Source organism: Ornithinimicrobium sp., assembly GCF_030537745.1.
Lineage (GTDB): Bacteria > Actinomycetota > Actinomycetes > Actinomycetales > Dermatophilaceae > Ornithinicoccus.
In genome coordinates, this window is sequence record NZ_JAUNVI010000027.1 from 1 (window position 1) to 23,592 (window position 23,592).

23 protein-coding genes are annotated in these 23,592 nt (G+C 69.8%); 15 read left to right on the plus strand and 8 right to left on the minus strand.

The window, feature by feature from the left end:
• Positions 1–191: 191 nt before the first annotated feature.
• Genes Q4P07_RS07610 through Q4P07_RS07630 form a run of 5 tightly spaced genes read left to right on the plus strand, consistent with a single transcriptional unit; the run spans position 192 to position 6,579 of the window.
• Positions 192–668: a DUF2871 family protein gene (locus Q4P07_RS07610; RefSeq protein ID WP_303374308.1), complete on the plus strand. Its 477-nt coding sequence runs from the start codon at positions 192–194 to the stop codon at positions 666–668.
• Entirely contained in the window at positions 665–2,362 is a 1,698-nt protein-coding gene (locus Q4P07_RS07615) for an MFS transporter (RefSeq protein WP_303374309.1), read from the plus strand. The genes Q4P07_RS07610 and Q4P07_RS07615 overlap by 4 nt, the downstream gene beginning before the upstream one ends.
• A 47-nt stretch (positions 2,363–2,409) precedes the next feature.
• Positions 2,410–4,584: an MMPL family transporter gene (locus Q4P07_RS07620; RefSeq protein ID WP_303374310.1), complete on the plus strand. Its 2,175-nt coding sequence runs from the start codon at positions 2,410–2,412 to the stop codon at positions 4,582–4,584.
• 4 nt (positions 4,585–4,588) lie between these two features.
• Positions 4,589–5,947 carry a sensor histidine kinase gene (locus tag Q4P07_RS07625; protein WP_303374311.1) on the plus strand — a complete coding sequence of 453 codons (1,359 nt, stop codon included), beginning with the start codon at positions 4,589–4,591 and terminating at the stop codon, positions 5,945–5,947.
• A complete protein-coding gene (locus Q4P07_RS07630; RefSeq protein ID WP_303374312.1) occupies positions 5,944–6,579 on the plus strand; it encodes a response regulator transcription factor in 636 nt (211 codons plus the stop codon). The genes Q4P07_RS07625 and Q4P07_RS07630 overlap by 4 nt, the downstream gene beginning before the upstream one ends.
• On the opposite strand, the gene Q4P07_RS07635 is transcribed toward Q4P07_RS07630, so the two are convergent.
• Positions 6,569–7,348, minus strand: coding sequence for a hypothetical protein (locus Q4P07_RS07635; protein ID WP_303374313.1), 780 nt, complete (start codon positions 7,346–7,348; stop codon positions 6,569–6,571). The two genes, Q4P07_RS07630 and Q4P07_RS07635, sit on opposite strands and share 11 nt — an antisense overlap.
• A gap of 118 nt (positions 7,349–7,466) precedes the next feature.
• Between Q4P07_RS07635 and Q4P07_RS07640 the strand changes: the two genes are divergently transcribed.
• The 6 genes from Q4P07_RS07640 (at position 7,467) to Q4P07_RS07665 (ending at position 14,314) form a co-directional block, all read left to right on the plus strand.
• On the plus strand, positions 7,467–8,618 hold the full coding sequence (locus Q4P07_RS07640; RefSeq protein WP_303374314.1) for an LLM class flavin-dependent oxidoreductase: 1,152 nt from the start codon (positions 7,467–7,469) through the stop codon (positions 8,616–8,618).
• A gap of 44 nt (positions 8,619–8,662) precedes the next feature.
• Positions 8,663–9,340 (plus strand): FMN reductase, encoded by a 678-nt coding sequence (locus Q4P07_RS07645; RefSeq protein ID WP_303374315.1) that lies wholly within the window; start codon positions 8,663–8,665, stop codon positions 9,338–9,340.
• A gap of 27 nt (positions 9,341–9,367) precedes the next feature.
• Entirely contained in the window at positions 9,368–10,198 is an 831-nt protein-coding gene (locus Q4P07_RS07650; RefSeq protein WP_303374316.1) for a matrixin family metalloprotease, read from the plus strand.
• Between the two features lie 141 nt (positions 10,199–10,339).
• Positions 10,340–11,128: an SDR family oxidoreductase gene (locus Q4P07_RS07655; protein ID WP_303374317.1), complete on the plus strand. Its 789-nt coding sequence runs from the start codon at positions 10,340–10,342 to the stop codon at positions 11,126–11,128.
• Positions 11,129–11,141: 13 nt separating this feature from the next.
• The gene (locus Q4P07_RS07660; protein WP_303374318.1) at positions 11,142–12,659 is read left to right on the plus strand and encodes an NAD(P)/FAD-dependent oxidoreductase; all 1,518 of its coding nucleotides are present in this window, start codon (positions 11,142–11,144) and stop codon (positions 12,657–12,659) included.
• Entirely contained in the window at positions 12,656–14,314 is a 1,659-nt protein-coding gene (locus Q4P07_RS07665; RefSeq protein ID WP_303374319.1) for an NAD(P)/FAD-dependent oxidoreductase, read from the plus strand. The genes Q4P07_RS07660 and Q4P07_RS07665 overlap by 4 nt, the downstream gene beginning before the upstream one ends.
• A gap of 58 nt (positions 14,315–14,372) precedes the next feature.
• On the opposite strand, the gene Q4P07_RS07670 is transcribed toward Q4P07_RS07665, so the two are convergent.
• From Q4P07_RS07670 to Q4P07_RS07680, 3 genes are all read right to left on the minus strand, one after another.
• Positions 14,373–16,013, minus strand: a complete 1,641-nt coding sequence (locus tag Q4P07_RS07670) for a thiamine pyrophosphate-binding protein (protein WP_303374320.1) — start codon at positions 16,011–16,013, stop codon at positions 14,373–14,375.
• A 3-nt stretch (positions 16,014–16,016) separates the two neighbouring features.
• Positions 16,017–16,787 (minus strand): cyclase family protein, encoded by a 771-nt coding sequence (locus Q4P07_RS07675; protein ID WP_303374321.1) that lies wholly within the window; start codon positions 16,785–16,787, stop codon positions 16,017–16,019.
• Between the two features lie 126 nt (positions 16,788–16,913).
• Entirely contained in the window at positions 16,914–17,711 is a 798-nt protein-coding gene (locus Q4P07_RS07680) for an enoyl-CoA hydratase-related protein (protein WP_303374322.1), read from the minus strand.
• Between the two features lie 67 nt (positions 17,712–17,778).
• On the opposite strand from Q4P07_RS07680, the gene Q4P07_RS07685 reads away from it, so the two are divergent.
• Both Q4P07_RS07685 and Q4P07_RS07690 read left to right on the plus strand, forming a co-directional pair.
• Positions 17,779–18,546: an SDR family NAD(P)-dependent oxidoreductase gene (locus Q4P07_RS07685; RefSeq protein ID WP_303374323.1), complete on the plus strand. Its 768-nt coding sequence runs from the start codon at positions 17,779–17,781 to the stop codon at positions 18,544–18,546.
• Positions 18,543–18,941, plus strand: a complete 399-nt coding sequence (locus tag Q4P07_RS07690) for a RidA family protein (protein ID WP_303374324.1) — start codon at positions 18,543–18,545, stop codon at positions 18,939–18,941. Before Q4P07_RS07685 ends, Q4P07_RS07690 begins: the two co-directional genes overlap by 4 nt.
• A 22-nt stretch (positions 18,942–18,963) precedes the next feature.
• Here Q4P07_RS07690 and Q4P07_RS07695 read toward each other — a convergent pair whose 3' ends face one another.
• From Q4P07_RS07695 to Q4P07_RS07705, 3 genes are read right to left on the minus strand one after another with little or no spacing between them, the layout of a single operon-like run.
• Positions 18,964–19,563, minus strand: a complete 600-nt coding sequence (locus Q4P07_RS07695) for a cob(I)yrinic acid a,c-diamide adenosyltransferase (RefSeq protein ID WP_303374325.1) — start codon at positions 19,561–19,563, stop codon at positions 18,964–18,966.
• Positions 19,560–20,366: a ferredoxin--NADP reductase gene (locus Q4P07_RS07700; protein ID WP_303374326.1), complete on the minus strand. Its 807-nt coding sequence runs from the start codon at positions 20,364–20,366 to the stop codon at positions 19,560–19,562. The genes Q4P07_RS07695 and Q4P07_RS07700 overlap by 4 nt, the downstream gene beginning before the upstream one ends.
• Complete coding sequence (locus tag Q4P07_RS07705) at positions 20,366–21,001, minus strand: hypothetical protein (RefSeq protein ID WP_303374327.1); 636 nt, start codon at positions 20,999–21,001, stop codon at positions 20,366–20,368. Before Q4P07_RS07705 ends, Q4P07_RS07700 begins: the two co-directional genes overlap by 1 nt.
• Before the next feature lie 126 nt (positions 21,002–21,127).
• Between Q4P07_RS07705 and fdxA the strand changes: the two genes are divergently transcribed.
• Positions 21,128–21,472 carry a ferredoxin gene (fdxA, locus tag Q4P07_RS07710; RefSeq protein ID WP_303374345.1) on the plus strand — a complete coding sequence of 115 codons (345 nt, stop codon included), beginning with the start codon at positions 21,128–21,130 and terminating at the stop codon, positions 21,470–21,472.
• 6 nt (positions 21,473–21,478) lie between these two features.
• Here the strand turns inward: fdxA and Q4P07_RS07715 are convergent, their stop codons facing one another.
• Positions 21,479–22,183, minus strand: a complete 705-nt coding sequence (locus Q4P07_RS07715) for a metalloregulator ArsR/SmtB family transcription factor (RefSeq protein ID WP_303374328.1) — start codon at positions 22,181–22,183, stop codon at positions 21,479–21,481.
• A gap of 204 nt (positions 22,184–22,387) precedes the next feature.
• On the opposite strand from Q4P07_RS07715, the gene Q4P07_RS07720 reads away from it, so the two are divergent.
• Complete coding sequence (locus tag Q4P07_RS07720) at positions 22,388–23,569, plus strand: ABC transporter substrate-binding protein (protein ID WP_303374329.1); 1,182 nt, start codon at positions 22,388–22,390, stop codon at positions 23,567–23,569.
• Positions 23,570–23,592 lie beyond the last annotated feature (23 nt).

Here is a 23,592-nt window from a genome sequence, read left to right on the forward strand (position 1 = left end):
GTGAGTGGGTTGTGTTCGCTGGAGCGCGGTATGCCGTGCAGGCGCCACTCGCGTGAGTGGGTTGTGCTCGCTGGGGCGGGGTATGCCGTGCCGGCGTCCCTCGTCCCCGACCTCGGTCCGAGCCAGTTCCCCATCAAAAGGTTGAGGCGGGCGGGATGATCGCAGCAGGTGAACTTCCTAGCGTGGAAGACATGCTTACCTACCTCTTTCGCTCCGCAGCCTCCTGGACCGCGATCGGCCTGGCCGGTGGCCTCGGCTACCGCGAGTTCACCAAGCTCCACGACTACACCGGGTTTACCCAACTGGCACTCGTCCACACGCACGCCATCGTCTGGGGGACCATCTTCATGCTCGTGCTCCTGTCCCTGGCGATCGTCCTCCCGGGCCTGGCTGGTGATGCCCGAATGCGCTGGGGCGTACACCTGCTCAACGGCGGTCTGGCCCTGACCGTCGGGATGCTCGGCTTCAAGGGGAGCCTGCAGGTGCTGGGCGCCGACTGGGCCGACCACCCCGGCCTGGCGGGCGTCTCCGGTCTCGGCCACATGACGCTCACCGCGGCCCTCGTCCTGCTGTTGCTGGCCATCGGCCGCCAGACCAAGGCGCTCTCCGCCACGAGCCTGCCGCTGGACGTCGACGAGGACGCCCGGGAGATGGCCGACCCTCGATGAGCCACCCGACTGGTCCGCACGCAGGACGTCGCACCACCTCGAACGGCGCGTCCCGGTCGCCGGAGCAACCAGGGGAAGGACCGCGTCACCGCTGGGCCGCGCTCGGTGTCCTGGCCGCGGCCCTGGCGATGATCGTCCTGGACGGGACCATCGTCGGCGTCGCCCTGCCCCGGATCATCGACGACCTCGAGCTGCACCTGACCGAGGCGCAGTGGGTCAACAGCCTCTACGCGATGGTGTTCGCGGCACTGCTGCTGGCCAGCGGCCGCCTCGGCGACCGGGTCGGTCGGCGGTTGCTCCTCGTGATCGGGGTGCTCGTCTTCGTGGGGGGCAGCCTCGCGGCCGGCTCGGCGGACGGGCCGACCATGCTGATCGCCTCCCGTGCGGTGCAGGGAGTCGGTGGCGCGCTCGTGCTGCCGGCCACGCTTTCGACCGTCAACGCGACGTTTCGTGGTCGTGACCGAGCGACGGCTTTCGGGGTGTGGGGAGCGGTCATGGCCGGCACCGCGGCGATCGGTCCCCTGCTCGGTGGCTGGCTGACGACGATCGCCGACTGGCGCTGGATCTTCTACGTCAACGTGCCAATCGGGGTTGCCGTGCTGGTCGGCGCCTTCCTGGTGGTCCCGGAGACACGCGGCCAGAAAGGGGGCCGCGGGGTCGACGTGGACGGGGTGCTCCTCAGTGGCGCCGGGATGGCGCTGGTCGTCTTCGGGCTGATCGAGGCCACCGCGCTCGGCTGGTGGCGCCCCAAGGACGACTTTTCGCTGTGGGGTCTGACGTGGCCGCAAACCTGGCCGGTGTCGCCCGTTCCGGTCGCCCTGCTCGTCGGGGCCGCGTTGCTGATGATCTTTGTGCGGTGGGAACTGCACCGAGCCGTGGTCGGGCGATCGGCGCTGCTGGACCTGACCCTGTTTAGCGTGCCGACCTTCAGCTGGGGCAACCTGACCGCGATGGCCGTCGCCGCCGGCGAGTTTGCCCTGGTCTTCGTGCTCCCGCTCTATCTGGTCAACGCGGCCGGTATGTCGATCATGCGTGCCGGGGTGGTGCTCGCCGCGATGGCCTTCGGCGCCTTCCTCGCGGGCAGCTCTGCCCGGGTGCTGGCTGAGCGCTGGTCGGCCGCCACCGTGGTGGTCGGCGGATTAGTCCTCGAGCTGCTGGGCCTAGTGCTGCTGGCGCTGGCCACCCGGCCGGACCTGTCCACCTGGCTGATGGTGGTGCCCCTGGTCGTCTACGGTGTCGGCCTGGGCCTGGCCTCGGCCCAGCTCACCTCGACCGTCCTTCGAGACGTCCCCCCGGAGCAGTCCGGATCGGCCTCGGCGACTCAGTCCACGGTCCGCCAGATCGGCTCGGCCATCGGCAGTGCTGTCGCCGGCACCAGCCTGGCCGCGGCGCTGGCGTGGGTGCTGCCCCGCCAGCTGGACGGCATACCGCATCTGGACCCCGGTCAGGCGGCCCAGCTGCAGAGCGCCGTCATCGACTCCGCAGGAGGCGTCATCCCGATGGTGCGGGCCGGTGCTGGCCCCTTCGCCCAGCTCGGCGATGCCGCGCCGGCTGTCGCACGCGCGCTGGCCGACGGCTTCGGAGCGGCCACCGGCATCTCGGTCGCGATGGCGGCCGGCTTCCTCGCGCTCGGCCTCCTGGGTGCGATCCGCGTGGCCGTCGTGGCGCGCGCCACAGATCAACCCAAGGATTGAGGCCGGCCGGTCGAGGAGGAGACGCCCTCTTCCCTAGCGTGGAAAACATGCTCACCGATCGACTTCCTCGTCTGCTCACCGGCCGTGTCTGCGCCTGGATCACGCTGCTCCTGGCCGCCCTCATCGCCGCCGGACTCATCGGCTCCCTGCGCGGTGCCGAGGTGGCTGCCGGCCACGGAACTGCCCCCGCCACGGCGGAGTCCTCCATCGTCGACCAGGTGGTCGGTGAACTGCCGGACGCAGACGTCCAACCCCTCGTGGTCGTAGTCACCCGACCTGACGGTGCGGCGCTGACCGAAGCCGAGCAGCGGAGTCTCGGCGAGCTCACCGCGACGCTCCCGGCCACCGACGGGCAGCAGGCGTTCGGTCCGATCATGAGCGAGGACGGTCAGGCCGCCATGCTCCAGGTCCCGGTCCGCGTGGACGTCACCGACAACGACGCGCTGCGGGCCACCGTGGACAGCGTCCGGACAGCGGTCGCCGACGCGCTCCCTGCGGGCCTGGAGGCCAGGACGACCGGTGGCGCCGCCTTCGGCGCTGATATCGCCGCTTCCTTCGACGGCGCCAATGTGCGGCTGCTCCTGGTGACGATCGGGGTCGTGGGGCTGTTGCTCCTGCTGACCTACCGCTCACCGATCCTGTGGCTCGTGCCGCTGACCGTCGTCGGTCTCGCGGACCAGCTCGCCGGGATCGTGACGGCTTCCCTCGGCGAACGCTTCGACCTCAACTTCGACGGCGGGATCATCAGCGTCCTCGTCTTCGGCGCCGGCGCCAACTATGCCCTCCTGCTCATCTCCCGCTACCGCGAGGAGCTGCGTCGGCACGACGACCACCGTCAGGCACTTCGGGCCGCCTGGCGGGCGAGCGTCCCCGCGATCCTGGCCAGCAACATCGCCGTCGTCCTGGCGCTCCTCACCCTCATCCTGGCGGCCGCGCCCGGCACCCGTGGGCTCGGGATCGCGTCGGCGGCAGGCCTGGTTGTCGCCCTGCTGGCTATCGTCCTCGTGCTGCCCGCGGCGCTCGCGGTCGTGGGTCGAGGGGCGTTCTGGCCCTTCGTCCCGGATCACAGCACCACGGACCTGCGGCCCGCCTCGTCGGCCTCGACCAGCCCTTCCCTCCGGCACGACCCGTGGGGAGCCGTGGCGACCGGTGTCGCGCGTCATCCGTGGCGGGTCCTGGTCGCCGGCGCCACGCTGCTCGCCGTGATGGCCACCGGACTGATCGGCACCAGCGTCGGGCTGAGTCAGGTCGACCGCTTCCGGGGAGGATCGGAGTCGGCTGACGGGCTCAGCATCCTCACCGAGCACTTCCCCGCCGGCAGCGCCGCACCGCTCGTCGTGGTCACCGACACCGCCGAGCTGGAGTCGGTCCAGGATGCCGTCACCGCCGTCGACGGCGTGGAGATGGTCCGCACTGGGGCCGCCGGGCCGAGCACCAGCCGTGGCGACGTCACGACCCTCACCGTCGTCGGCGACGCGGCCCCCGGGACGGAGGCCGAGCGCGAGCTCGTCGCCGACCTGCGGGAGGCCGTTCACGCCATCCCAGGAGCCGACGCCCTCGTCGGGGGCTCGCCCGCCACCGATGTCGACTCCAGGGCCGCAGCGCGCAGCGACCTCTTGCTCATCGCGCCCGTAGTGCTCGCCCTCGTCGCAGTCGTCCTCGCGCTCCTGCTGCGCTCCCTCGTGGCGCCGGTGGTGCTGCTGGTGATCAACGTGGCGAGCACCCTGGCCGCGATCGGGGCCGGTGCGTGGATCGGGCGACAGTGGTTCGGCTTCGGCGCCCTCGACACCGACGTGCCGCTGCTGGCCTTCCTCTTCCTCGTCGCGCTCGGCATTGACTACACGATCTTCCTGGCCCACCGGATCCGGAGCGAGGTGCCGAGCCACGGCACCCGCGCAGCGGTCGTGACGGGGGTGAGCACGACCGGTGTGGTCATCACCAGCGCCGGCATCGTCCTGGCGGCTGTCTTCGCCGCGCTCGGTGTGCTGCCTCTCGTCACGCTCGGCCAGCTCGGACTGATCGTGGGGCTCGGCGTCGTTGTCGACACCTTCGTGGTGCGCACCCTCTTCGTCCCCGCAGTCATCTCGCTGCTGGGTGAGCGGTTCTGGTGGCCCACCCGGCCCGACTCCCGTGCGGGCACCCGTGCGGGCAGCGGCGCTGATGACACCAGCGAGGGGCAGCCTGTCGAGGTGTCGGTGCGTGAGCCCGCCCTGACATCATGAGCGGGTGAGTGCCTCGACCGCCGCGCTGATCCGCCGCCTTGCGCTCGTCCAGCACGTCCTCTTCCTCGTCCTGCTGACGATCGGTGTGGGGCGATCGCTGGCCACCCACGTCGCCGTCCTCCCGCTCCTGCTCAGCACCGTCCTCCTGCTGGGGTGGTATGCCGTGGGGGCGCGCCGAGCCGCGGTCCGGCCTCTCGGGACGCGTCTAGCCGCGGTCCAACCGCTCGAGGGCGCCTCCGTCTCGACCCGCCCGGCCACAGGCGCGGCAGGACAGGCTGCTCACGCGACGAGCTGGCACCTGGCCCGACCTGGCGCTGGCGGGTGGTGGCTGCTCGGTCTGGTGGGTTGCTGGCTGCTGGCCGCTGCCGTCTCCCCAGAGAACGTCTGGATCGCGTTCTCCCTCTGGCTGCTCGCCGGGCACCTGCTGCCGCTGCGCCTCGGCGGTGGCGTGAGTCTGCTCATCCTCGCCGTCGTCATCGCGCGGCAGTGGGACGGCGGCCTCAACCTCGCCCAGGTCGTCGGTCCGGCCGTCGGCATGGTCTTCGCGCTCGCGCTCTCCCGTGGTCAGCAGCTGCTGGTGCATGACGGTGTAGAGCGCGAACGTCTCCTGATCTCACTGGTCGCCGCTCAGGAAGAGGCGGAAGTGCTGCATACCGAGCTCGCGCAGGCCCAGCGCGCCGCCGGTGTCCTGGAGGAGCGCACCCGCCTCTCCCGCGACATCCACGACACCCTGGCCCAGGGCTTCTCCTCGATCTTGCTCCTGTCCAGGGCGGGTGCGGCGACGCAGGATCCGGCCGCCGGCCGTCGGCTGCTCGGGCAGATCGAGACGTCTGCGGCGGACGGGCTGGAGGAGGCCCGACGCCTGGTCGGTGCCCTGGCGCCGGCGCCGCTGGAGTCCGGGCTCGCCGACGCGCTCCGACGCCTGGTCGCACGGATGGCGCAGGAGGCCGGCGTCGGAGGTGAGGTGCGGGTGGAGGGTGACGTCACCGCACTGCCGCCCGTGGTCGAGGTTGCCCTGCTGCGGGTGGCGCAATCGGCACTGGCCAACGTGCGTCAGCACTCCGACGCGACGAAGGTCGTGCTCACGCTGGCCGAGGCGGAGGACTCGGTGCGGCTGGACATCGTGGACGACGGTCGCGGCTTCGATCTGGCGACGATCGTCTCCGACGGCGAGGACGTCAGTCGTGGCGGCTACGGGCTGCGGGCCAGCCGTCAGCGGCTGCGCGAGCTCGGCGGGGGTCTGGACGTGGAGTCCGAGCCGGGCGGGGGGACCGCCATCAGCGCCTCCGTGCCGCTCACCTGGGTAGCGCCCGGTGATGCCGCCGGTTTGTCGTCCATGCGCGCCCCGCGGGTGCGACCGTGAGCCACTGCGCCATCACCGTGCTCGTCGTCGATGATCATCCGGTCGTCCGTGCCGGGTTGGTCGCGCTGCTCTCGGTGCAGCCGACCCTGCGGGTGGTGGGGGAGGCGGCCGACGGGGCGTCGGCGATCACGGCTGCGGGGCAGCTGCGCCCTGACGTCATCCTCTCTGACCTGCGGCTCGGGGAGGGACCGGACGGCGTGGAGGTCACCCGGGCCGTCCGGGCCGGGACGGGTCTGGTGCCGGCGGTGCTGATCCTGACCACCTACGACCACGACGCCGACCTGGTGCGCGCGGTCGAGGCAGGCGCAGCCGGCTATCTGCTCAAGGACGCGGCGCCGACCGTGATCGTCGCCGCAATCGAGGCTGCGGCCAGGGGTGAGTCGGTGCTCGGGCCGGAGCTGACCGAGCGCGTCGTGGCGAGCATGAGGATCCGACGTGCCGACCTTTCCGCTCGCGAGCTGGAGGTCTTACGTCTCGTCGCGCACGGGCTGTCCAACCGCGACGTGGCGCGCCATCTCGTGGTCAGCGAGGCCACCGTCAAGACCCACCTCAACCACGTCTTCGCCAAGCTGCACGTCGAGAGCCGCACCGCAGCTGTGGCGTCGGCGCGCGGGGCCGGGCTCATCGACTGACCCGGGGCACCGCCCGAGTCACTTGGTATGGCGTAGCGGAGGTGCCAGGTAAGACGGAGGGATCCGGCATGGCCGGGTCGCTCATCGGTGAGGTGCAGAAGATGATGCCGATACCGCAGCCGAGGTCCTTGGAGAAGAAGGAAACCTCGTGGGAGACGACGACCCAGTCTGCGTCGGGATCCAGGTCGAGCGATGGCACCGCTTGGGTCACCACGGTCTCGCTGGGGACAAACGACTCGGCAGTTCCTTGAACCATCGTCGGGATCTCGCAGGACCGGCCGGTCGCGCCCGCGGGGTGGGTGTGGGCGCTGACGAAACGGAAGCGTTTCTCCTCCTCCCGCAGCGGCAGGAACAGGAGGTCGCAGGTCTCTGGTGTGCTGGTCGTTGCGGACAGGCGGTACTTCTCGGTCAGCCCGTCAAGGTCCTCCACCTGGAAATAGTCGATCCCCTGCCACGAGCATTCCTGGTAGTAGTGATGGACGATCCACCCCTGGTCGCGGTGACCGATCTGGCAGGTGTAGCCGCGGGCTGATCGCGTCACGGGCATCCCCAGATCCCGCTCGAGCAGCACGGTAAGGGCCGCGAGCTCCTCGGCTCCGGTCTGCGCGCTGCTCGTCATCGCAGTCGTCGCCGCCGCCGTCGTGCGCCCGCTCATCGTGCCGAGCTGGATCAGCTTGCCGATCAGCGCCACGACGAGCAGCACCCCGATCCCGAGGAAGATCCTCCGCACCCAGGTCCGCACCGGTCCCCTCCGCTTCCTCGCCGACATGCTGCCCACCCAATCACGTCCGGACGCGCAGAGGACGTCATACACCCGGTGCTGGAATGGAGAGGCCGAGTCGGCCGTTCAAGTAGGTGATCCATCAGTTAACTCGAGGAGTCGGGCCATGCAGTTCGGTGTTTTCAGCGTCGGCGACGTCACCATGGACCCCGTCACCGGTCGGACTCCGACCGAGGGTGAGCGGATCGAGTCCATGACCAGGATCGCGCTCAAGGCGGAGGAGGTCGGACTCGACGTTTTTGCGACCGGCCAGCACCACAACCCGCCGTTCGTGCCCTCCGCCCCGACGACACACCTGGCCTACATCGCGGCGAAGACCGAGCGGATCACCCTTTCCACCTCCACGACTCTCATCACCACCACCGACCCGGTCCGGATCGCGGAGGACTACTCCTTCCTGCAGCATCTCAGCGGCGGCCGGCTGGACCTGATGATGGGTCGGGGCAACACCGGCCCGGTCTACCCGTGGTTCGGCAAAGACCTCCGACAGGGTATTCCGCTGGCGATTGAGAACTACCATCTGCTGCGCCGCCTCTGGCGCGAGGACGTCGTGGACTGGGAGGGCAAGTTCCGCACGCCGCTGCGTGGCTTCACCTCCACCCCAAGGCCGCTGGACGGCACCCCGCCCTTCGTGTGGCACGGCTCGATCCGGTCCACCGAGATCGCCGAGCAGGCGGCCTACTACGGGGACGGCTTCTTCCATAACAACATCTTCTGGAACATCGAGCACACCGCACAGATGGTCCACCTCTATCGGCGCCGCTACGAGCACTACCAGCACGGTGCCGCTGACCAGGCGATCGTCGGGCTGGGCGGCCAGGCCTTCATGGCGGGCACCGAGGCGGAGGCCAAGAGAGCGTTCCGGCCCTACTTCGACAACGCACCGGTCTATGGCCATGGCCCGAGCATGGAGGAGTTCACCCAGATGACGCCCCTGACGGTGGGGACCCCGGAGATGGTCATCGAGCGCACGCTCGGCTTCGCCGACCAGGTCGGTGACTATCAGCGTCAGCTCTTCCTCATGGACCACGCCGGGCTCCCGATCGAGATGGCCCTGGAACAGATCGAGATCCTGGGCGAGGAGGTCGTGCCCGTGCTCCGCAAGGAGGGTGAGGCGCGGCGGCCTGCCCACGTCCCCAGCGACCCGCCCAGCCACGCCGCGCTCGTGGCGGCCGGCCCGGACTCGCCGTTCCATCTGGTCGCCCCCGCCCAGTCCGCGGCTGCGCGCGCGGAGTCCAAGGTCAGCGCCGATCTCTGAGCGACCAGCCAACCCCAGCCTTTCGCCCTACCCTGGAGGTCACCATGAGCCGCAAGATCGTCGTCATCACGGCCGGACTGTCCCGGCCCTCGTCCACCCGCCTGCTCGCCGACCGGATCGCCGACTCCGTGACTACCCGGGTGAGTGCGCGCGGAGAGGTGGCGACAGTTGAGGTCATCGAGCTGCGTGAACTTGCCCAGGACCTGGCCATCACGATGACCACCGGCGGGCTGGCGACGCCTGCGGTCCACCGGGCTCGTGACCTGGTCACGGGTGCGGACGGGCTGATCGCCGTGACGCCGGTCTTCTCCTCGAGCTACTCGGGGCTGTTCAAGATGTTCTTGGACGTGCTCGACACGGACGCCATCAACGGCATGCCGGTCATCATCGCCGCGACCGCGGGGACCGCCCGGCACCAGCTGGTCCTGGACTATGCCCTGCGTCCCGTGTTCACCTATCTGCGCGCTGTCGTGGTCCCGACCGGTGTCTTCGCCGCGACCGACGACTTCGGCGGCAGCGAGAGCGGGGGGTCGGGGTTGACCTCGCGGATCGGGCGTGCGGCCTCCGAGCTTGCGGCGCTGATCGTCGCCGAGTCCGGGTCCGTAGCGGGCTTCATACCTGAGTCGGGGGACCTCTCGCTAGCGCTGCGCCGCACCTCCGGCACGGAGTTGGACACCGACGTCACGCCGTTTGAGCAGTTGCTGCAAGGCCTGGACGGTTGATCCGCGCCCGAACGAGCAGGTGGTCCGGTGACCGATGACCGGGTTGTCGGTCGGCCTGTCGTGCCCGAGCCGCCGGAGCTGAGCGTCGGACCTCTCGAGCTGGCTGCTGCCCCTCCGGAGCTCATGGGCGGGCACCTCTCCCCGCCACCGCAGCGTGGGCGTTCCTGCCTGAGCGTGGTGGGCACGCTGGGGATCGTCCTGGCCGTCATCGTGGGCACCGTGATCGCGTCACCGGCGATGAACCTGGGCGACCTGCGTGACGTCGTCCGCACCGACCCGCTCCACGGCGAGCCCGGGTCCGGTGGCGACGGCTACACCTACCTCATCACCACCCCGTCAGGCTCACCGATCACCTGGCCCTGCGCCGGCACCATCGCGATCGAGGTCAACCCCGAGCACGCGCCCAAGGAGTATGGCGAGTTGCTCGCGTCGGCGATCTCGACCGTCAACGAGTCCAGCGGGTTCACCTTTGAGGTGGTGGGGGAGACAGCCGACCGCGGGTTCGCGGACAAGCGGGTGGGTTCGGTGCTCGTCGGCTGGGCGGACGCGGACGAGGTGTCCGAGCTCTCCGGCCCCACGGCGGGGCTGGGTGGCGCGACCTACACCCAGGGTCCGGGCGGGGGAGGTCACGCGATCGGCGGCACGGTGGTCCTCGACACCGATCTGCCGGGTGGGTGGCTCCGCGACAAGAGCGGTGACCGGGAGCTGATCCTGACCCACGAGCTGATCCACGTCCTGGGCCTGGGGCACAGTGCCGACCCCACCCAGCTCATGGCCGCCGAGCACCGCGACCAGGTGCAACTCGGCGACGGCGACCGCGCCGGCCTCGCGGCCCTGCGCGAGGAAGCCTGTTCCTGACTGGCAGGAGCGACCGCCCGGTGTGGCACGGGCGACCGCTCGGTGTGGGTTCACCCCTTCCGCCGAGCCAGCGGCGGCTGTAGTGTCTGCATGACGGCAATCGCAAGGACGCGATAGCCGCGCCGGACAAGGAGAAGAAGAGTGGCGACCCTGGACGGACGAGTGGCCCTGGTGACGGGGGGTGCGACCCTGATCGGTCGTGGGGTGGTGCAGTCGCTGCGTGACCATGGCGCCACTGTCGTGATCGGCGACATCGACACCGAAGGCGGGCAGTCCGCTGCCCAGACGATCGGCGAGGGTGTCAGTTTCGTGCCGCTCGACATCACCGACGACGCCGCCATCAGTGAGGTGGTCAGCGGGATCGTGGAGCAGCACGGTTCGCTCGACATCCTCGTCAACCTGGCCTGCAGCTATCTGGACAACGGCGGGGAGACCACCCGCCAGGACTGGCTCTCGGCCTTCGACGTCAACGTCGTCGGTGCCGTCGTCACCACCCACGCAGCGCGCGAGCATCTAGCTGCCAGCGGGCACGGCGCGGTCGTCAACTTCAGCTCGATCTCCTCCTCGGTCGCCCAGACCGGACGCTGGGTCTATCCCGCGTGCAAGGCCGCGATGGTGCAGCTCACCCGCTCGATGGCGATGGACCTGGCCGCCGACGGCATCCGCGTCAACTCGGTCAGCCCGGGCTGGACCTGGTCGGCGATCATGGACTCCCTCAGCGGCGGCGACCGGGCCAAGACCGACCGCGTCGCCGCACCGTTCCACCTGACTCGCCGGGCCGGTGACCCCCGCGAAGTCGGTGAGGTCGTCGCCTTCCTGGCCTCCGATGCCGCTTCCGTGGTCACCGGCGCCGACTGGGCCGCCGACGGTGGTTACTCGGCGATGGGCCCGGAACAGGCTGTGCCCGCCATCCCCCAACTCGAAGCCTGAACAGGAGCGTTCCGTGAAGATCGCCATCATCGGCGCCGGCTTTGCCGGCCTTTCCGCGGTGCGCGTCCTGCGCTCCTTTGGCCACGACGTCGTCGCCTACGAGAAGTGCCCGGACGTGGGAGGGGTATGGAGTGCCACCCGGCGTTATCCGGGCCTCACCACCCAGAACACCAAGGACACCTACTCGTTGTCCGAGCTGCCCATGCCCAAGCACTTCCCGCAGTGGCCGACCAGCGCTCAGGTGCAGGACTACATGGAGCACTACGTCGACCGCTTCGACCTGACCCCCTACCTGCGGCTGTCTACCGAGGTCACCCGGGCGGATCCTCGAGCGGAGGGTGGGTGGAGCATCACCACGCGCCCCGCCGAGGGCGGCGAGGAAGTGACGAGCGAGGTCGACTATCTCGTGGTGGCCAACGGGATCTTCTGCGAGCCGTTCGTCCCGCAGTATGACGGCCGGGCCGAGTTCGAGGCCGCGGGCGGACGAGTCCGGGCGCCCAGCGAGGTCCACTCCGCGGAGGAGGCCGCCGGGCAGGACGTGGTCGTCGTCGGCTACGGGAAGTCTGCCTGCGACATCGCGGCCGGTCTCTCCGACGCCGCCGGATCCACCACCGTCGTGGCCCGACAGCTGATCTGGAAGATGCCCCGCAAGCTCGGCGGCGCGCTCAACTACAAATACCTCATGCTGACCCGCCTCGGCGAGGGCTTGTTTGAATACCTGCGACCTAACAAGGTCGAGAAGGTCCTGCACGGGCCGCTCAAGCCGGTCCGCAACAGCATGCTCGGCCAGCTCGCGTGGGTCGCGACGAAGCAGGACTCCCTGAAATCCCTGGGGTTGGTCCCCGAGGGCGGTTTCGAGCGGATCGCGCGCAGCACGGTCAGCCTGACCACCGATGGCTTCTTCGCCAAGGTCAAGGAGGGCAGCATCTCAGTCGTCCGCGACACGCACATCACTCGTCTGGGCGCGGTCGATGGGCGTCCCGTGGCCGAGCTGGCCGACGGCACCACGCGCCCGGCGGACCTGGTTGTCTGCGCCACGGGCTTTCGGCAGGAGGTGCCCTTCCTCCCGCAGGACGTGCAGCAACGCCTCACCGACGAGCGCGGCAACTTTGTCCTCTACCGCCAGATCCAGCCGATCGGCATACCGGATCTGTCGTTCTGCGGCTACAACTCCAGCTTCTTCTCCCCGCTGTCGGCGGAAGCCGCTGCCCTCTGGATCGCCTGCCACCTCGAGGGCATGCTCTCCCTGCCGGAGCCAGAGGAGCAGCGCCGTCTGATCGAGGAGCGACTGCGCTGGATGGAGGAACGCACCGAAGGGCACCACGCCCGCGGCACCAACCTCATCCCGTTCTCGATGCACAACGTCGACGAGATCCTGGACGAGGTCGGCGTGACCCGGTCCAAGGCCACCACGGCCAAGGAATGGCTGATGCCGATCGACCCGTCCTCCTACCGCGGCATGGTCGAGGAGATGCTGGCCCGCAGGCCGGCCCAGACGCAGGTGGCTGCGAGCGCTGAGGGCCGTTCGTGAGCCTGCATGACGTCGTTGTGGTCGGGTCCGGGATCAACGGGCTTGTCGCTGCGGCCGAGCTCGCGGGCGCCGGGCTCGACGTCTGTCTCGTGGAGCGCAACGACCGGCTCGGCGGCTTCATCGCCTCCGACGAGCTCACGGTGCCCGGCTTTGTCCACGACACCTACTCCTCCTGGCACCCCCTCTTCGTGACCGGCGGTGCGTATGCCGCTCTCGGTGAGGACCTGGCCCGCCACGGACTGACCTACTGCCAGACCGATGACGTGGTCACCGCCAGCGTCGACCGCGAGGGCAACGCCGTGATCGCCTACCGCGATCCGGCCCGCACGGCGGAGGGACTGCGCGATGGGGCCGACCGCGCGGCCTACCTGGAGATGGTCGATGAGTTGGTCGCCGACATCGACCTCATCGGCGCGCTGCTGGGCACCGAGCTGCGCGGACCCGGCCTGGCCTCAGTCGGCGCCAAGATGGTGCGGCGGCGGGGTCGAAGCGGGGCCGAGAGTTATGTCCGGCAGGTCGCCACGAGCGGGCGCAACTGGCTGCGCGGCCGGTTCGTCGGGACGCAGGTCGACCAGCTGTGGGCGCCCTGGCTGCTGCATGCCGGCCTGTCGCCGGACAGTGCCTCGGGCGGGCTGATGATCCCCCTGCTCGCCGCGACCATGCACGGTGCGGGGCTGCCGATCGTCAAGGGTGGCCAGGGTGTCTTTCTCAAGGCCTTCGAAGGGCTCCTGGCCGAGCGTGGCGTCACCGTGCACACGGGCGTCGAGGTGGACCGGATCCACCCGCACGACGGTCGGGTCGCGGTGGTGCGCGCCGGTGATCAACGGTGGGAGGCGAGGACCGCGGTGCTGGCGTCGGTGTCGCCCACCTCGCTCTACGACCGTCTCCTGCCCCGCGCGAGCGTCCCCGAGCCGGCTCGCGTGGAGGCGGCCGCCTACCGTCCGGGACGTCGCGCCATGCAGCTGCACTTTGCCCTCAACGGGCCGATCCCGTGGACCAACCCGGCGCTGGCCGCCGTCCCGCTCGTGCATCTGAGCGACGGGTCGGGCAGCACCGGCATCGCGTGCGCGCAGGCCGAGGCCGGTCTGCTGCCGGCTCGGCCGACGGTCGTCGTCGGGGCGCAGCATGTCCTTGACCCGACGCGGGTGCCCGACGGCAAGGCACTGCTCTGGCTGCAACTGCAGGAGCTGCCCGGCGAGCTGCGTGGTGATGCAGCTGGCGAGCTGGACGTCAGCAGCGGGTGGACACCTGGGCTCGTGCAGGGGTATGTCGATCGTGTCCTGTCCCTCGTCGAGGAGCAGGCGCCGGGCGTGCGTGAGCTCGTCGTCGGCCAGCACGAGTTCAGCCCGGTCGACCTCGAGGCGCACAACCCCAACGCCATCGATGGCGATCCCTATGGCGGTTCGGCCGAGCTGGACCAGAACCTCCTGTGGCGTCCCGGCCCCACGACGTCACGCCACCGCACGGCAGCGCCCGGCGTTTGGCACATCGGCGCGGCGACCCACCCCGGCCCCGGGCTCGGCGGCGGCTCCGGCCACCTGGTGGCCCAGGCGTTGATCACCGGCACCGGCACGACCGTCGGGACGATCAGGCACGGACTGGAAGCGGCCACCGAGGGTGTCCGGTCGCGGCTGGGCGGGCTCCTGCACCGCTGAGCAGCACCAGCCCGCCCAGGGCACCACGGCACCGCCTGCTAGGCGCCGGCAGCAGGGGTCAGTGCCCCTTGAAGGCCTCCTCCAGCCACCACGACGCCTCATCCTTGGTGACCTTGGCATGCACGAGCATCGGCCCGGTCGGACCGGCAGCGACCCAGTCGCGGACGGGCGCCAGATCCTCCATGGAGGTCACCGTGACCGCCGCCATGCCGTAGCCGCGGCCGATCGCGGCGATGTCGGTCGGTGGGAACTGCACGGTGTCCAGGCCGTAGCCGTGGGGGCCGAAGTGATGCACCTCGGCGCCGTAGGCCTCGTCGTCGTAGACCACGACGAGCATCGGCAGGCCCAGGCGCACGACGGTCTCGAGCTCGCTGGCGCCCATCAGCGCGCCGCCGTCGCCGAGTGCTGCGACGGGGAGCCGGTCCGGCTGGGCGAGCGCGGCGCCGATCGCGGTGGCCAGGCCGAGCCCGATCGACTGGAAGGCCTGCGTGAAGCAGAAACCCTGCTCGTCGGGCACCTGCAGGAACATGCTCGGATAGCCCATGAAGTTGCCGGAGTCGACGGCCACGACACGCTCGGTAGGGAGCAGGTCGTCGAGGGCGATGGACAGCGTGCGCGGATCGATGAGCGCGTCTGTCCCGGTGTCTTCATAGCCCACGTCGCGCCAGCGCAGCTCCTTGTCCAGACGGTCCCGCAGCTGTGGGCTCCGGTATGCGGTGCGGCGCTCATCGAGGGCGTCGCACGCGGCGAGAGCGGTCCGCGTGACGTCGCCGACGACCCCGAAGGTGAGCTCGCGGTGGACGCCGATCGCGTCGGCGGTGTCATCGACCTGGACGACGATCGCGTCGTCAGCGATCAGCCTCCCGTGTCGCATGGTCCACATGTTGAGGGCGCAGCCCCAGCCGACGATGAGGTCGGCGCCGTGGACCAGCTCGGCGGTCAGTGGTGAGGAGAAGCCGCCGGAGATGTCGAGCTGCCAGGGGTCGTCGTGGAAGAGTCCCTTGGCGACCGCAGAGGTGGCCAGCAGGGCACCCGCCGTCTCGCCCAGCTCTCGGAGCGCGTCTCGGGCGGCGTGCGACCGGCCGCCTCGTCCGGCCACAAAGACGGGTCGTCGTGCGTTGCGCAGTGCGGCGACGAGCCGCTCGAGGTCCTCGGCCGACGGCTCGACCGGGCTGGGGGCCGGTGGCAGGGCCGCGCCATCGAGAGCGCCCTCGGGCACCTCTTCCTCCTGCACGTGCAGCGGCAGGTTGAGCACCACGCTGCGCCGTCCGTGCACCGCCTCGGCGACTGCGGCCACCGTCTGGGCAACCGCCTCAGCGCCGGAGGTGATCCGGTGCGGCACGGCGCCGACAGCCCGCGACATCGCCTCCTGGTCCACGAAGAAGTTGGACCGCGGCTCCGTCACCTCCGCAGCGACCACGATCAGCGGGGTCCGGCTCTTGGCCGCCTCGGCCAGGCCGGTCAGCGTGTTGGTGAAGCCACAGCCTTGATGCACCGTGACGGCGGCGGGTCGCCCCGAGGTGCGGGCGTAGCCGTCAGCGGCGGTGGTCCCGCCGCCCTCGTGACGGGTCGCGACGAAGCGCGCCCCGGCGTCGGCCATGGCATTGGTGACATGGAAGTTGCCCGAACCGACGACGCCAAAGACGTGGTCGACACCGCAGGCGACGAGCGCCCGACCGACAGCCTCGGCGACGAACACGGCTCAGCGCTCGATGAGAGCGACCACGCGCACGGGTGAGCCCGAGCCGTCGACGATCTTCAGCGGAGAGGCCAGGACCATCGCCCCGGCCGCAGGCAGTTGGTCGAGGTTCTGCAGCTGGGCCAGGCCGTACTTGCCGGCGCCGAGGAGCATGGAGTGGCACGGGAAAGCGGGGTCGAAGGAGTGGGCAGCGCCAGCATCGGTCCCCACGGTCTCCACGCCGATGCCGATGAGGTCGCTCTCCTGCGCGACCCAGCGGGCGCACTCGACGGACATGCCCGGGCTGGTCGGGCCGGTCTGCGTGTTGTTGATCATGTCCTCTTGGGTGGTGCGGGCGGACCATCCGGTGCGGCACAGGAGCCAGCCGCCGCTGGGCAGCGCGCCGTGCTCCTCCTCCCACTCCTGGAGGTGCTCCCGCTCGATGAGGAAGTTGGGGTCGGCCGCCACCTTGTCGGTGACGTCGAGGACGGCAGCAGGCCGGACGAAGACGCCCGCCGGGACCTTGGAGATGTCGTCGAGGTCCTTGCCGGTCACCCAGTGGATCGGGGCGTCAAAGTGGGTGCCGGTGTGCTCACCGGTGCGGAAGTTGTTCCAGTACCACCCCGGGCCGCGGTCGTCGTAGCGGCTGATCTCCTCCAGCTGGAACTGCGCGGTCTGACCGAACTCGGGCGGCAGCTCCAGGAGAGGGGTCTGCGAGGACAACGGAGCAGTGAGGTCGATGACCTCGATGCTGCCGTCGCGCAGCGCCTCGGCAAGCTGGGTGAGGATAGACATGAATACCTCCGATAGGGCGGGTCGCGGTTGACCTCAGCCTATGACGGATCGATGACGGTCGTCTAGAGGTCGCAATAGTCGCCGAACGTCAGGCAGATTGTCGCCGCTCCTGGCTGACTCTCCTGCTTAGCGCCAGGGGCTGAAGTCCGGTGCTCGCTTCTCGGCAAAGGCGTTGGCGCCTTCTTTGGCCTCGTCCGACTCCACGAACAGGTCCAGCCCCGCGAAGGCGATATTGCCCAGGCCCTGCATGTGGTCGGAGTCGGCGTTGAAGCTGGCCTTGAGGAACCGCAGCGCGGTGGGTGAGAGAGCAGAGATCTTGCGGGCGTACTCTCGCGCCTTGTCCATCAGCTCCGCCGCCGGGACCACGTCGTTGACCAGGCCCCACCGCTCGGCGGTCTGCGCGTCATACAGGTCGAGCAGGAACCAGATCTGCCGTGCTCGCTTCTCGCCGACCACCCGAGCCAGGTAGGCGGAACCGAAGCCAGCGTCGAAGGAGCCGACCCGTGGTCCGCTCTGCCCGAAGCGCGCCGTGTCGGCCGCGATCGACAGGTCGCACAGGACGTGCAGCACGTGGCCGCCGCCGGCCGCGACGCCGTTGACGGCCGCGATGACCGGCTTGGGCATGTCGCGCATCGCCTGGTGCAGCTGCTGGATCTGGAAGATCCCCCATTCGGTCTGGCCGTAGCTGCCCGTCTCAGCCCGCTCCTTGACGTCGCCACCGGCGCAGAAAGCCTTCTCGCCGGCCCCGGTCAGGATGACGCACGCGACCTGGCGATCGGCCCACGCGTGCTTGAAGGCGGCGAGGAGCTCGTCGACGGTGCGTCCTCGGAAGGAGTTGTAGCGTTCGGGGCGGTTGATGGTCACCACCGCCCAGCTCTCCTGCACCTCGTAGGTGATGTCGGTGAAATCTTCGGGCCTGATCATCGTGCGCTCCTTGGTGTGGGTATGTCGTTATCTTGACGGTCGTCACGGACCGTGGCAAGGTCACAGCGTGTCGACACGTGTTTCGCAGCCGGTCGCCCTGGTCACCGGGGCAGGTAGAGGGATCGGTGCTGGGGCCGCCATAGCGCTCAGCGAGGCGGGGTATGCGGTCGCGCTCACCGCTCGCAGCCGCGAGCAGCTGGAGGAGACAGCGGCGCGCTGCCCGGGACCCACCCTGGTCCTGCCGGCCGACATGCTCGCCGCCGGCTCCGTCGACGAGCTGCTCGACCTGGTCGAACGGGAGTGGGCCGCGCCGGAGGTCGTCGTCGCCAACGCCGGCGCCGGGATCTCAGCGTCGGTGGAGAAGACGACCGACGAGCAGTGGGCGCGGATGCTGGACCTCAACCTCACCGCACCCTTTCGGCTGCTGCGCCGGACCATCCCGGCGATGAAGTCCGCCGGCCACGGTCGCATCGTCGTCGTGGCCTCAGTGGCAGCCAAGCTCGGCGAGCCTTATATCTCCGCTTACACGGCGAGCAAGCACGGGGTGCTCGGGTTGGTCCGTTCAGCGGCGATGGAGCTCGCGCGGACCGGTGTCACCGTCAACGCGGTCTGCCCCGGCTACGTCGACACCCCGATGACCGAGGCGACCCTGCAGGGCATCGTCGACAAGACCGGCCGCAGCCTCTCCGAGGCCCGCGCGGCGCTCGAGGCCAAGCAGCCCATCAACCGGCTCATCACGGTCGAGGAGGTCGTCGAGGCCATTGTGACCTGCGTGCGCAACGGTGGCATGAGTGGACAAGGAATCAATGTCGACGGAGGAGGGCTCCAGTCATGATCGAACGCGTCAACCCGCCCGAGCTGGGCGAGCCACGAGGCTTCAGCAACGCCGTCGTCGGGACCGGGACGGTGGTCTTCCTGGCCGGGCAGACCGCGCTGAACCGCGAGGGGGTGATCGTCGGCGAGACCGTCGTCGAGCAGTTCGAGAAGGCGCTGAGCAACCTGCTGGCCTCGCTGGCCGCCGCTGGCGGCACGCCTGCCGACCTGGCCAGCCTGACGGTCTACATCGTGGACATGGACGACTACAAGGCCAACGGCCGCGAGATCGGTCGGGTCTGGAAGCGGCTCATGGGCACCGACTATCCGGCGATGGCCGGCATTGGTGTCTCCCGTCTCTGGGACGTCGAGGCGCTGGTCGAGGTCCAGGGTATGGCGGTCCTGCCCTCCGCCTGAGCGGTCAGCGGCTGGGTGCGCCCTAGCCGGTCGCCAGGTGGTGACTGGGTGGCTCGTCCAGGCCGTCGTTGGCCTGCCGTGCCAGCACATAGAGCAGGTCGGAGACCCTGTTGAGGTAGACCAACGGCCAGCGGTGGGCATCGGCGCCCTCTGCCGTCCCGGTCAGGGGATCCGGTCCGGCCCCCGGACCACGGCATCCGACGAGTTGGCGCTCGGCGCGTCGCACGATGGTGCGCCCCAGGTCGATGGCCGCTGAGCCGAGGCTCTCGCCCGGCACCACGAAGACCGGTCGGAGCGGTTGCTCGGCGACCAAGGTGTCGATGAGGGCCTCGATGTCGGCGACCATGCCGCTGGTCACCAGCGAGACACCGGCGACCAGCTGATCGCGGGCCCGCGGGTTGCTGGCGATGTCGGCGCCCACCACGAAGAGCTCCCGCTGCACGCGCAGGATCTGCTCACGCAACTGCCGGTGCGACAGGCTGGCCCGGGCCAGGCCGAGCGCTGCCACCGCCTCATCGAGGGTGCCGACGACCGCGACGAGGTCATCGGCCTTGGAGACCCGTCCGCCGAACAGCAGCCCGGTGCTGCCATCGTCCCCCAGTCGGGTGTAGACCCGGCTCATCGGGCACGCTCCGTCGGCTCCGGCGCGGCCGTGCCCCAGGGCGTGGGGTCGGCGAAGAACTCCTCGCCGTGCACGGCCGCCCGAGCTGCGCCCAGGTCGAGCGCGGCCCGGGAGGCATCCGAGACGAAGTCCCCGGGGCCTGCGGTGAAGACTTCCCATCCCGACAGGTCCGGCTCCGGCAGGAGGCTCGCGAGGCATTCGGGCAGTCGTGGCGCACGCGGCTCGCCACGGGGCCGGGTCAGGAGGTAGCGGTAGTCGAAGCGGGCGTGCTGACTGGCCAGCCGCAGGTAGCGCGCCCGGTCGATGACGTCCGCCCGGGTCCGCCCGGAGAAGATCAGGGTGACCGGCCGGCTGCCGGTCAGCAGCTCCTGGGCCAGCGCCGCCAGCGGCGCTAAGCCCGACCCGGCGGCCAGCAGGAGGACCGGACCGTCGTGCGCGTCCGAGAGGGTGAAGGTGCCGAACGGGCCGCTGACCGCGACCTCGTCGCCGGGCCGCAGGTCGTCGTGCGCCCACGTGCTGGTCCGGCCCGCCCCGTAACGGGTGATCAGTAGACGCAACCACCGGTCTTGCCGCGGTGCGTTGGCGATGGAGTAGGAGCGCTCGGGCAGCCGGTGGTCGACGTCGCTGAGCAGGAGGTACTGTCCCGCGACGTGCTGCAGGCTCGCCGCGGCCGGCGCCAGCACGAGGTCGCGGACGACGGGCGTGGCGCTGTGGGCGGCGATCACCCGGTAGGAGACCTCCTCCCACGAGTCGGCCCAGACAGAGAGGCTCTCTCGGGGAGAGGCGTCTGCCGGACTGCTCATCAGGAGGTCACCGCGGCCAGGGCATCCAGAGAGCTCAGCGCGGCAACTCCCGTGGGACTGCCGGAAGGACCGTCGAGGGTAAGCCCGACAGGCGTGCCGAGCGCAAGCCATTCCTGCTGCCAGCGGTGGACCAGCCGGTAGGCGCCGGTCGTGACGGGTGAGCGCTGGGGGGAGACGGCATACCCCCAGTCCTGGATCGGGTCGAAGGTGCGCCGACCCTTGGCGAAGGCGGGCGGCACGAGACGGCGCAGCACCTCCGGCTGGCCGATGTCCTGGCCCTCCATCCAGTAGGCCCGCAGCAGCAGGCCCCGCACTTCGTCGGCGACCCCGGCCAGGTAGGCCTCGGCATACACGGCCGTCGCTGAGCCAGGGTGCGGCAGCAGGCGCGGAGCCTGCTCCGGCAGCACCTCACCGGGCAGCAGGTGGTCCCGGAGCCGGTCCAACTCCTCCTGCCGGTTGGCCACGGCTCTGCTGTCCAGGGGTATGCCGATCTCCGGCATCGTCGGGCGGAAACTGACTGCGCGCCAGTCCGGTGCGGGCAGCCCCGCGGCACCGAGGCGGTCCAGGCGCTGACTGGCCAGCAGGGCGAGCGGGGAGGTGAAGTCTGCGTAGATCGCGTCGGAGGGGGTGTCCATGGTGTCCTCTGGGCCGGTCACCCGAGTGGCGGGCGAGAGATGGGAGTGTCGGCCCTTGTTATTACAGCATTTATAGTGAAAACTAACAAGAGTCCGGACGCCAACCCTTCCCAGGAGATCAGCACCATGACCTACGTGATCGCCCAGCCGTGCGTCGATGTGATGGACCGCTCGTGCGTCGAGGAGTGTCCGGTCGACTGCATCTACGAGGGCGAGCGATCGCTATACATCCACCCCGATGAGTGCGTGGACTGCGGTGCCTGCGAGCCGGTGTGCCCCGTGGAGGCGATCTACTACGAGGACGACCTGCCCGAGGAGTTCGAGCCCTACCTCAAGGACAACGCGGACTTCTTCTTCCAGACTCTCCCCGGCCGGGACGAGCCCATCGACTCCCCCGGGGGAGCGGCCAAAATCGGGGCCTACCACGTCGACACCGTCCTGGTCGCCGCGGTGGCGCCGCAGGTCCCCTAGCGCTCGTTAGCGCTGGTCGGCCGTGAGGTGCGCTATGCAGCGTCGCGGTCGAACGAACGGGTCGAGCCGTTGCACGCCGACGGGGGAGTCGCGGGCGAGCAAGGCCCCTTCCATCAGTCCCAGGTGCAGTGCGCAGACGACGTCGCGGTGCTCGCGGGCGGCCTCGTAGAAGGGGCAGTGCTGCATCCAGATCTCCTGCGGCGCTCCAGGACTCCCGCTCTGGACCAGCTCAGGCTGGAAGCCGACGTCGGTCAGCAAGGTCAGCAACTCCGCGACCGGCTGGTCGCAGTCGTTGTCTTTGTCGTTGTCGCGCACGGGGCCATCGCGCCTCTGCGGCTCTGCCATCTCCAGCCGCCCCCAGGCGACGCCTGCCACCCGCGCGCTCGCGCCGGGATCCGGCACGCCGGTAGCCACGACGCCGGCCAGCATCCGTGCGAGCACGCCATAGTTACGTTCTCGCACGGGTGCTGAACGCAGATAGGAGATGCGGGGGCGTCCGGGCCCGGTCGGCGGCTCGGTCGTCTGGGTGACCTCGCCGTCGGCGAGGAGACGCGCCAGGTGGAAGCGCACCGTGTTGGGATGGAGCTCGAGCGAGGCAGCCAGCTCCGCGACCCCCACCCCGACACGGTCAGGAGCGCCCTCCACCTCGCGCAGCACCGCTTCCCGGCGCTCGCCGGCCCGGCGCATATCGCCTGCGTTGATGCTGGACATTTTTACAGGATACGTGGTGACAACCGTCGCTGCCATCGCTACCGCCGACGCTCTCGTGGTCGGCCCGTCGCCCACCGCGGCCCTGGACGTCACGATTGGGTCACCCTCTGTGTCGTGTTGTAGACGGGCGACACAGAAACGGCATAAGGTTTCGGACGAAGGCGGCGCGATGCCGCGCCCGTGGACCCCAGGAAGGCCCTTGCGATGAACTCTCGCTCGACATACCTGCTCGCTCTCGCCGCCACCGGCGCCCTCGTCCTGAGCGGGTGTGGCGGAGGCACTCTTGGGGGAGACGAGACGACGTCCGACGGACCCATCAAGATCGGCGTCCTGGTCCCGCAGTCCGGGGTGTACAAGTCTCTGGGCGACGACATGCTGGCCGGCTTCCAGGTCTACCTGGAGGAGCACGACAACAAGCTGGGCGGGGCTGACGTCGAGGTGGTGCTCGCCGACGAGGGGGAGACGGCAGACTCCGGCAAGGCCGCCGCGGACAAGCTCGTCAAGCAGGACAAGGTCACCGTCGTCACCGGCGTGGTCAGCTCGGCCGTGATGAACGGCGTCGCCGACCTCTTCGAGACGAGCAAGATCCCGCTGGTCGGCTCCAACGCCTCCCCGACGACCCTGACCGACGCGACCTACATCTGGCGCACCTCCTACGTCAATGACGAGCCAGGAGAGGCGCTGGGCAAGTATGTCGCCGAGAACGTCGACGGCGGTGTCTACTTCCTCGCGGCCGACTACCAGGCCGGCAAGGACGAGGTCGAGGGCTTCAAGAAGACGTTCGAGCCCGCTGGCGGCGAGATCGTCGATGAGGTCTACACGCCGTTCCCGGCGACGAGCAACTACCAGCCTTTCCTGGCCAACGCCAAGTCTTCGGGCGCCAAGGCCCTGTTCTCCTTCTACGCTGGCGGCGCCGCGGTGGAGTTTGTCAAGCAGTACGACCAGTTCGGGCTCAAGGGCGAGATCGCTCACTACAGCGCCGGCTTCCTGACCGAGGGCGGCGTCCTCAACGGCCAGGGACCTGCGGCCGAGGGCACCTTCACCTCGATGAACTACAACTACGACCTCGACAACGAGCTCAACAAAGCCTTCGTCGAGGCCTACCAGGCCAAGACCGACCGCACTCCGACGACCTACGCGATGGCCTCCTATGACGCGGCCAAGGTGCTCGACCTGGCGATCAAGGAGGCCGGCGGCAAGGCTGACCCGGAGGCCATCAACACCGCCATCGGCAAGATCACGGAGATCGAGTCGCCGCGCGGCACGTGGACCTGGTCCGACATGGGCACCCCCGTGCAGATGTGGTATCTCCGCGAGGTCAAGGACGTCGACGGCAAGCTGGCTAACGTCGTCATCCAGGAGCTCGGCAAGCTCGGCGACAACTGAGGCGACCGATGACGCACCCTGAC

Excerpts from the sequence above, each read along its gene's own strand:
- Q4P07_RS07635 (WP_303374313.1), bottom strand. The coding sequence starts at position 7,348 with ATGTCGGCGAGGAAGCGGAGGGGACCGGTGCGGACCTGGGTGCGGAGG.
- fdxA (WP_303374345.1), top strand. The coding sequence starts at position 21,128 with ATGACCTACGTGATCGCCCAGCCGTGCGTCGATGTGATGGACCGCTCG.
- Q4P07_RS07610 (WP_303374308.1), top strand. The coding sequence starts at position 192 with ATGCTTACCTACCTCTTTCGCTCCGCAGCCTCCTGGACCGCGATCGGC.
- Q4P07_RS07690 (WP_303374324.1), top strand. The coding sequence starts at position 18,543 with ATGATCGAACGCGTCAACCCGCCCGAGCTGGGCGAGCCACGAGGCTTC.
- Q4P07_RS07615 (WP_303374309.1), top strand. The coding sequence starts at position 665 with ATGAGCCACCCGACTGGTCCGCACGCAGGACGTCGCACCACCTCGAAC.
- Q4P07_RS07680 (WP_303374322.1), bottom strand. The coding sequence starts at position 17,711 with ATGATCAGGCCCGAAGATTTCACCGACATCACCTACGAGGTGCAGGAG.
- Q4P07_RS07705 (WP_303374327.1), bottom strand. The coding sequence starts at position 21,001 with ATGGACACCCCCTCCGACGCGATCTACGCAGACTTCACCTCCCCGCTC.
- Q4P07_RS07715 (WP_303374328.1), bottom strand. The coding sequence starts at position 22,183 with ATGTCCAGCATCAACGCAGGCGATATGCGCCGGGCCGGCGAGCGCCGG.
- Q4P07_RS07645 (WP_303374315.1), top strand. The coding sequence starts at position 8,663 with ATGAGCCGCAAGATCGTCGTCATCACGGCCGGACTGTCCCGGCCCTCG.
- Q4P07_RS07640 (WP_303374314.1), top strand. The coding sequence starts at position 7,467 with ATGCAGTTCGGTGTTTTCAGCGTCGGCGACGTCACCATGGACCCCGTC.
- Q4P07_RS07675 (WP_303374321.1), bottom strand. The coding sequence starts at position 16,787 with ATGTCTATCCTCACCCAGCTTGCCGAGGCGCTGCGCGACGGCAGCATC.
- Q4P07_RS07700 (WP_303374326.1), bottom strand. The coding sequence starts at position 20,366 with ATGAGCAGTCCGGCAGACGCCTCTCCCCGAGAGAGCCTCTCTGTCTGG.
- Q4P07_RS07695 (WP_303374325.1), bottom strand. The coding sequence starts at position 19,563 with ATGAGCCGGGTCTACACCCGACTGGGGGACGATGGCAGCACCGGGCTG.
- Q4P07_RS07720 (WP_303374329.1), top strand. The coding sequence starts at position 22,388 with ATGAACTCTCGCTCGACATACCTGCTCGCTCTCGCCGCCACCGGCGCC.
- Q4P07_RS07620 (WP_303374310.1), top strand. The coding sequence starts at position 2,410 with ATGCTCACCGATCGACTTCCTCGTCTGCTCACCGGCCGTGTCTGCGCC.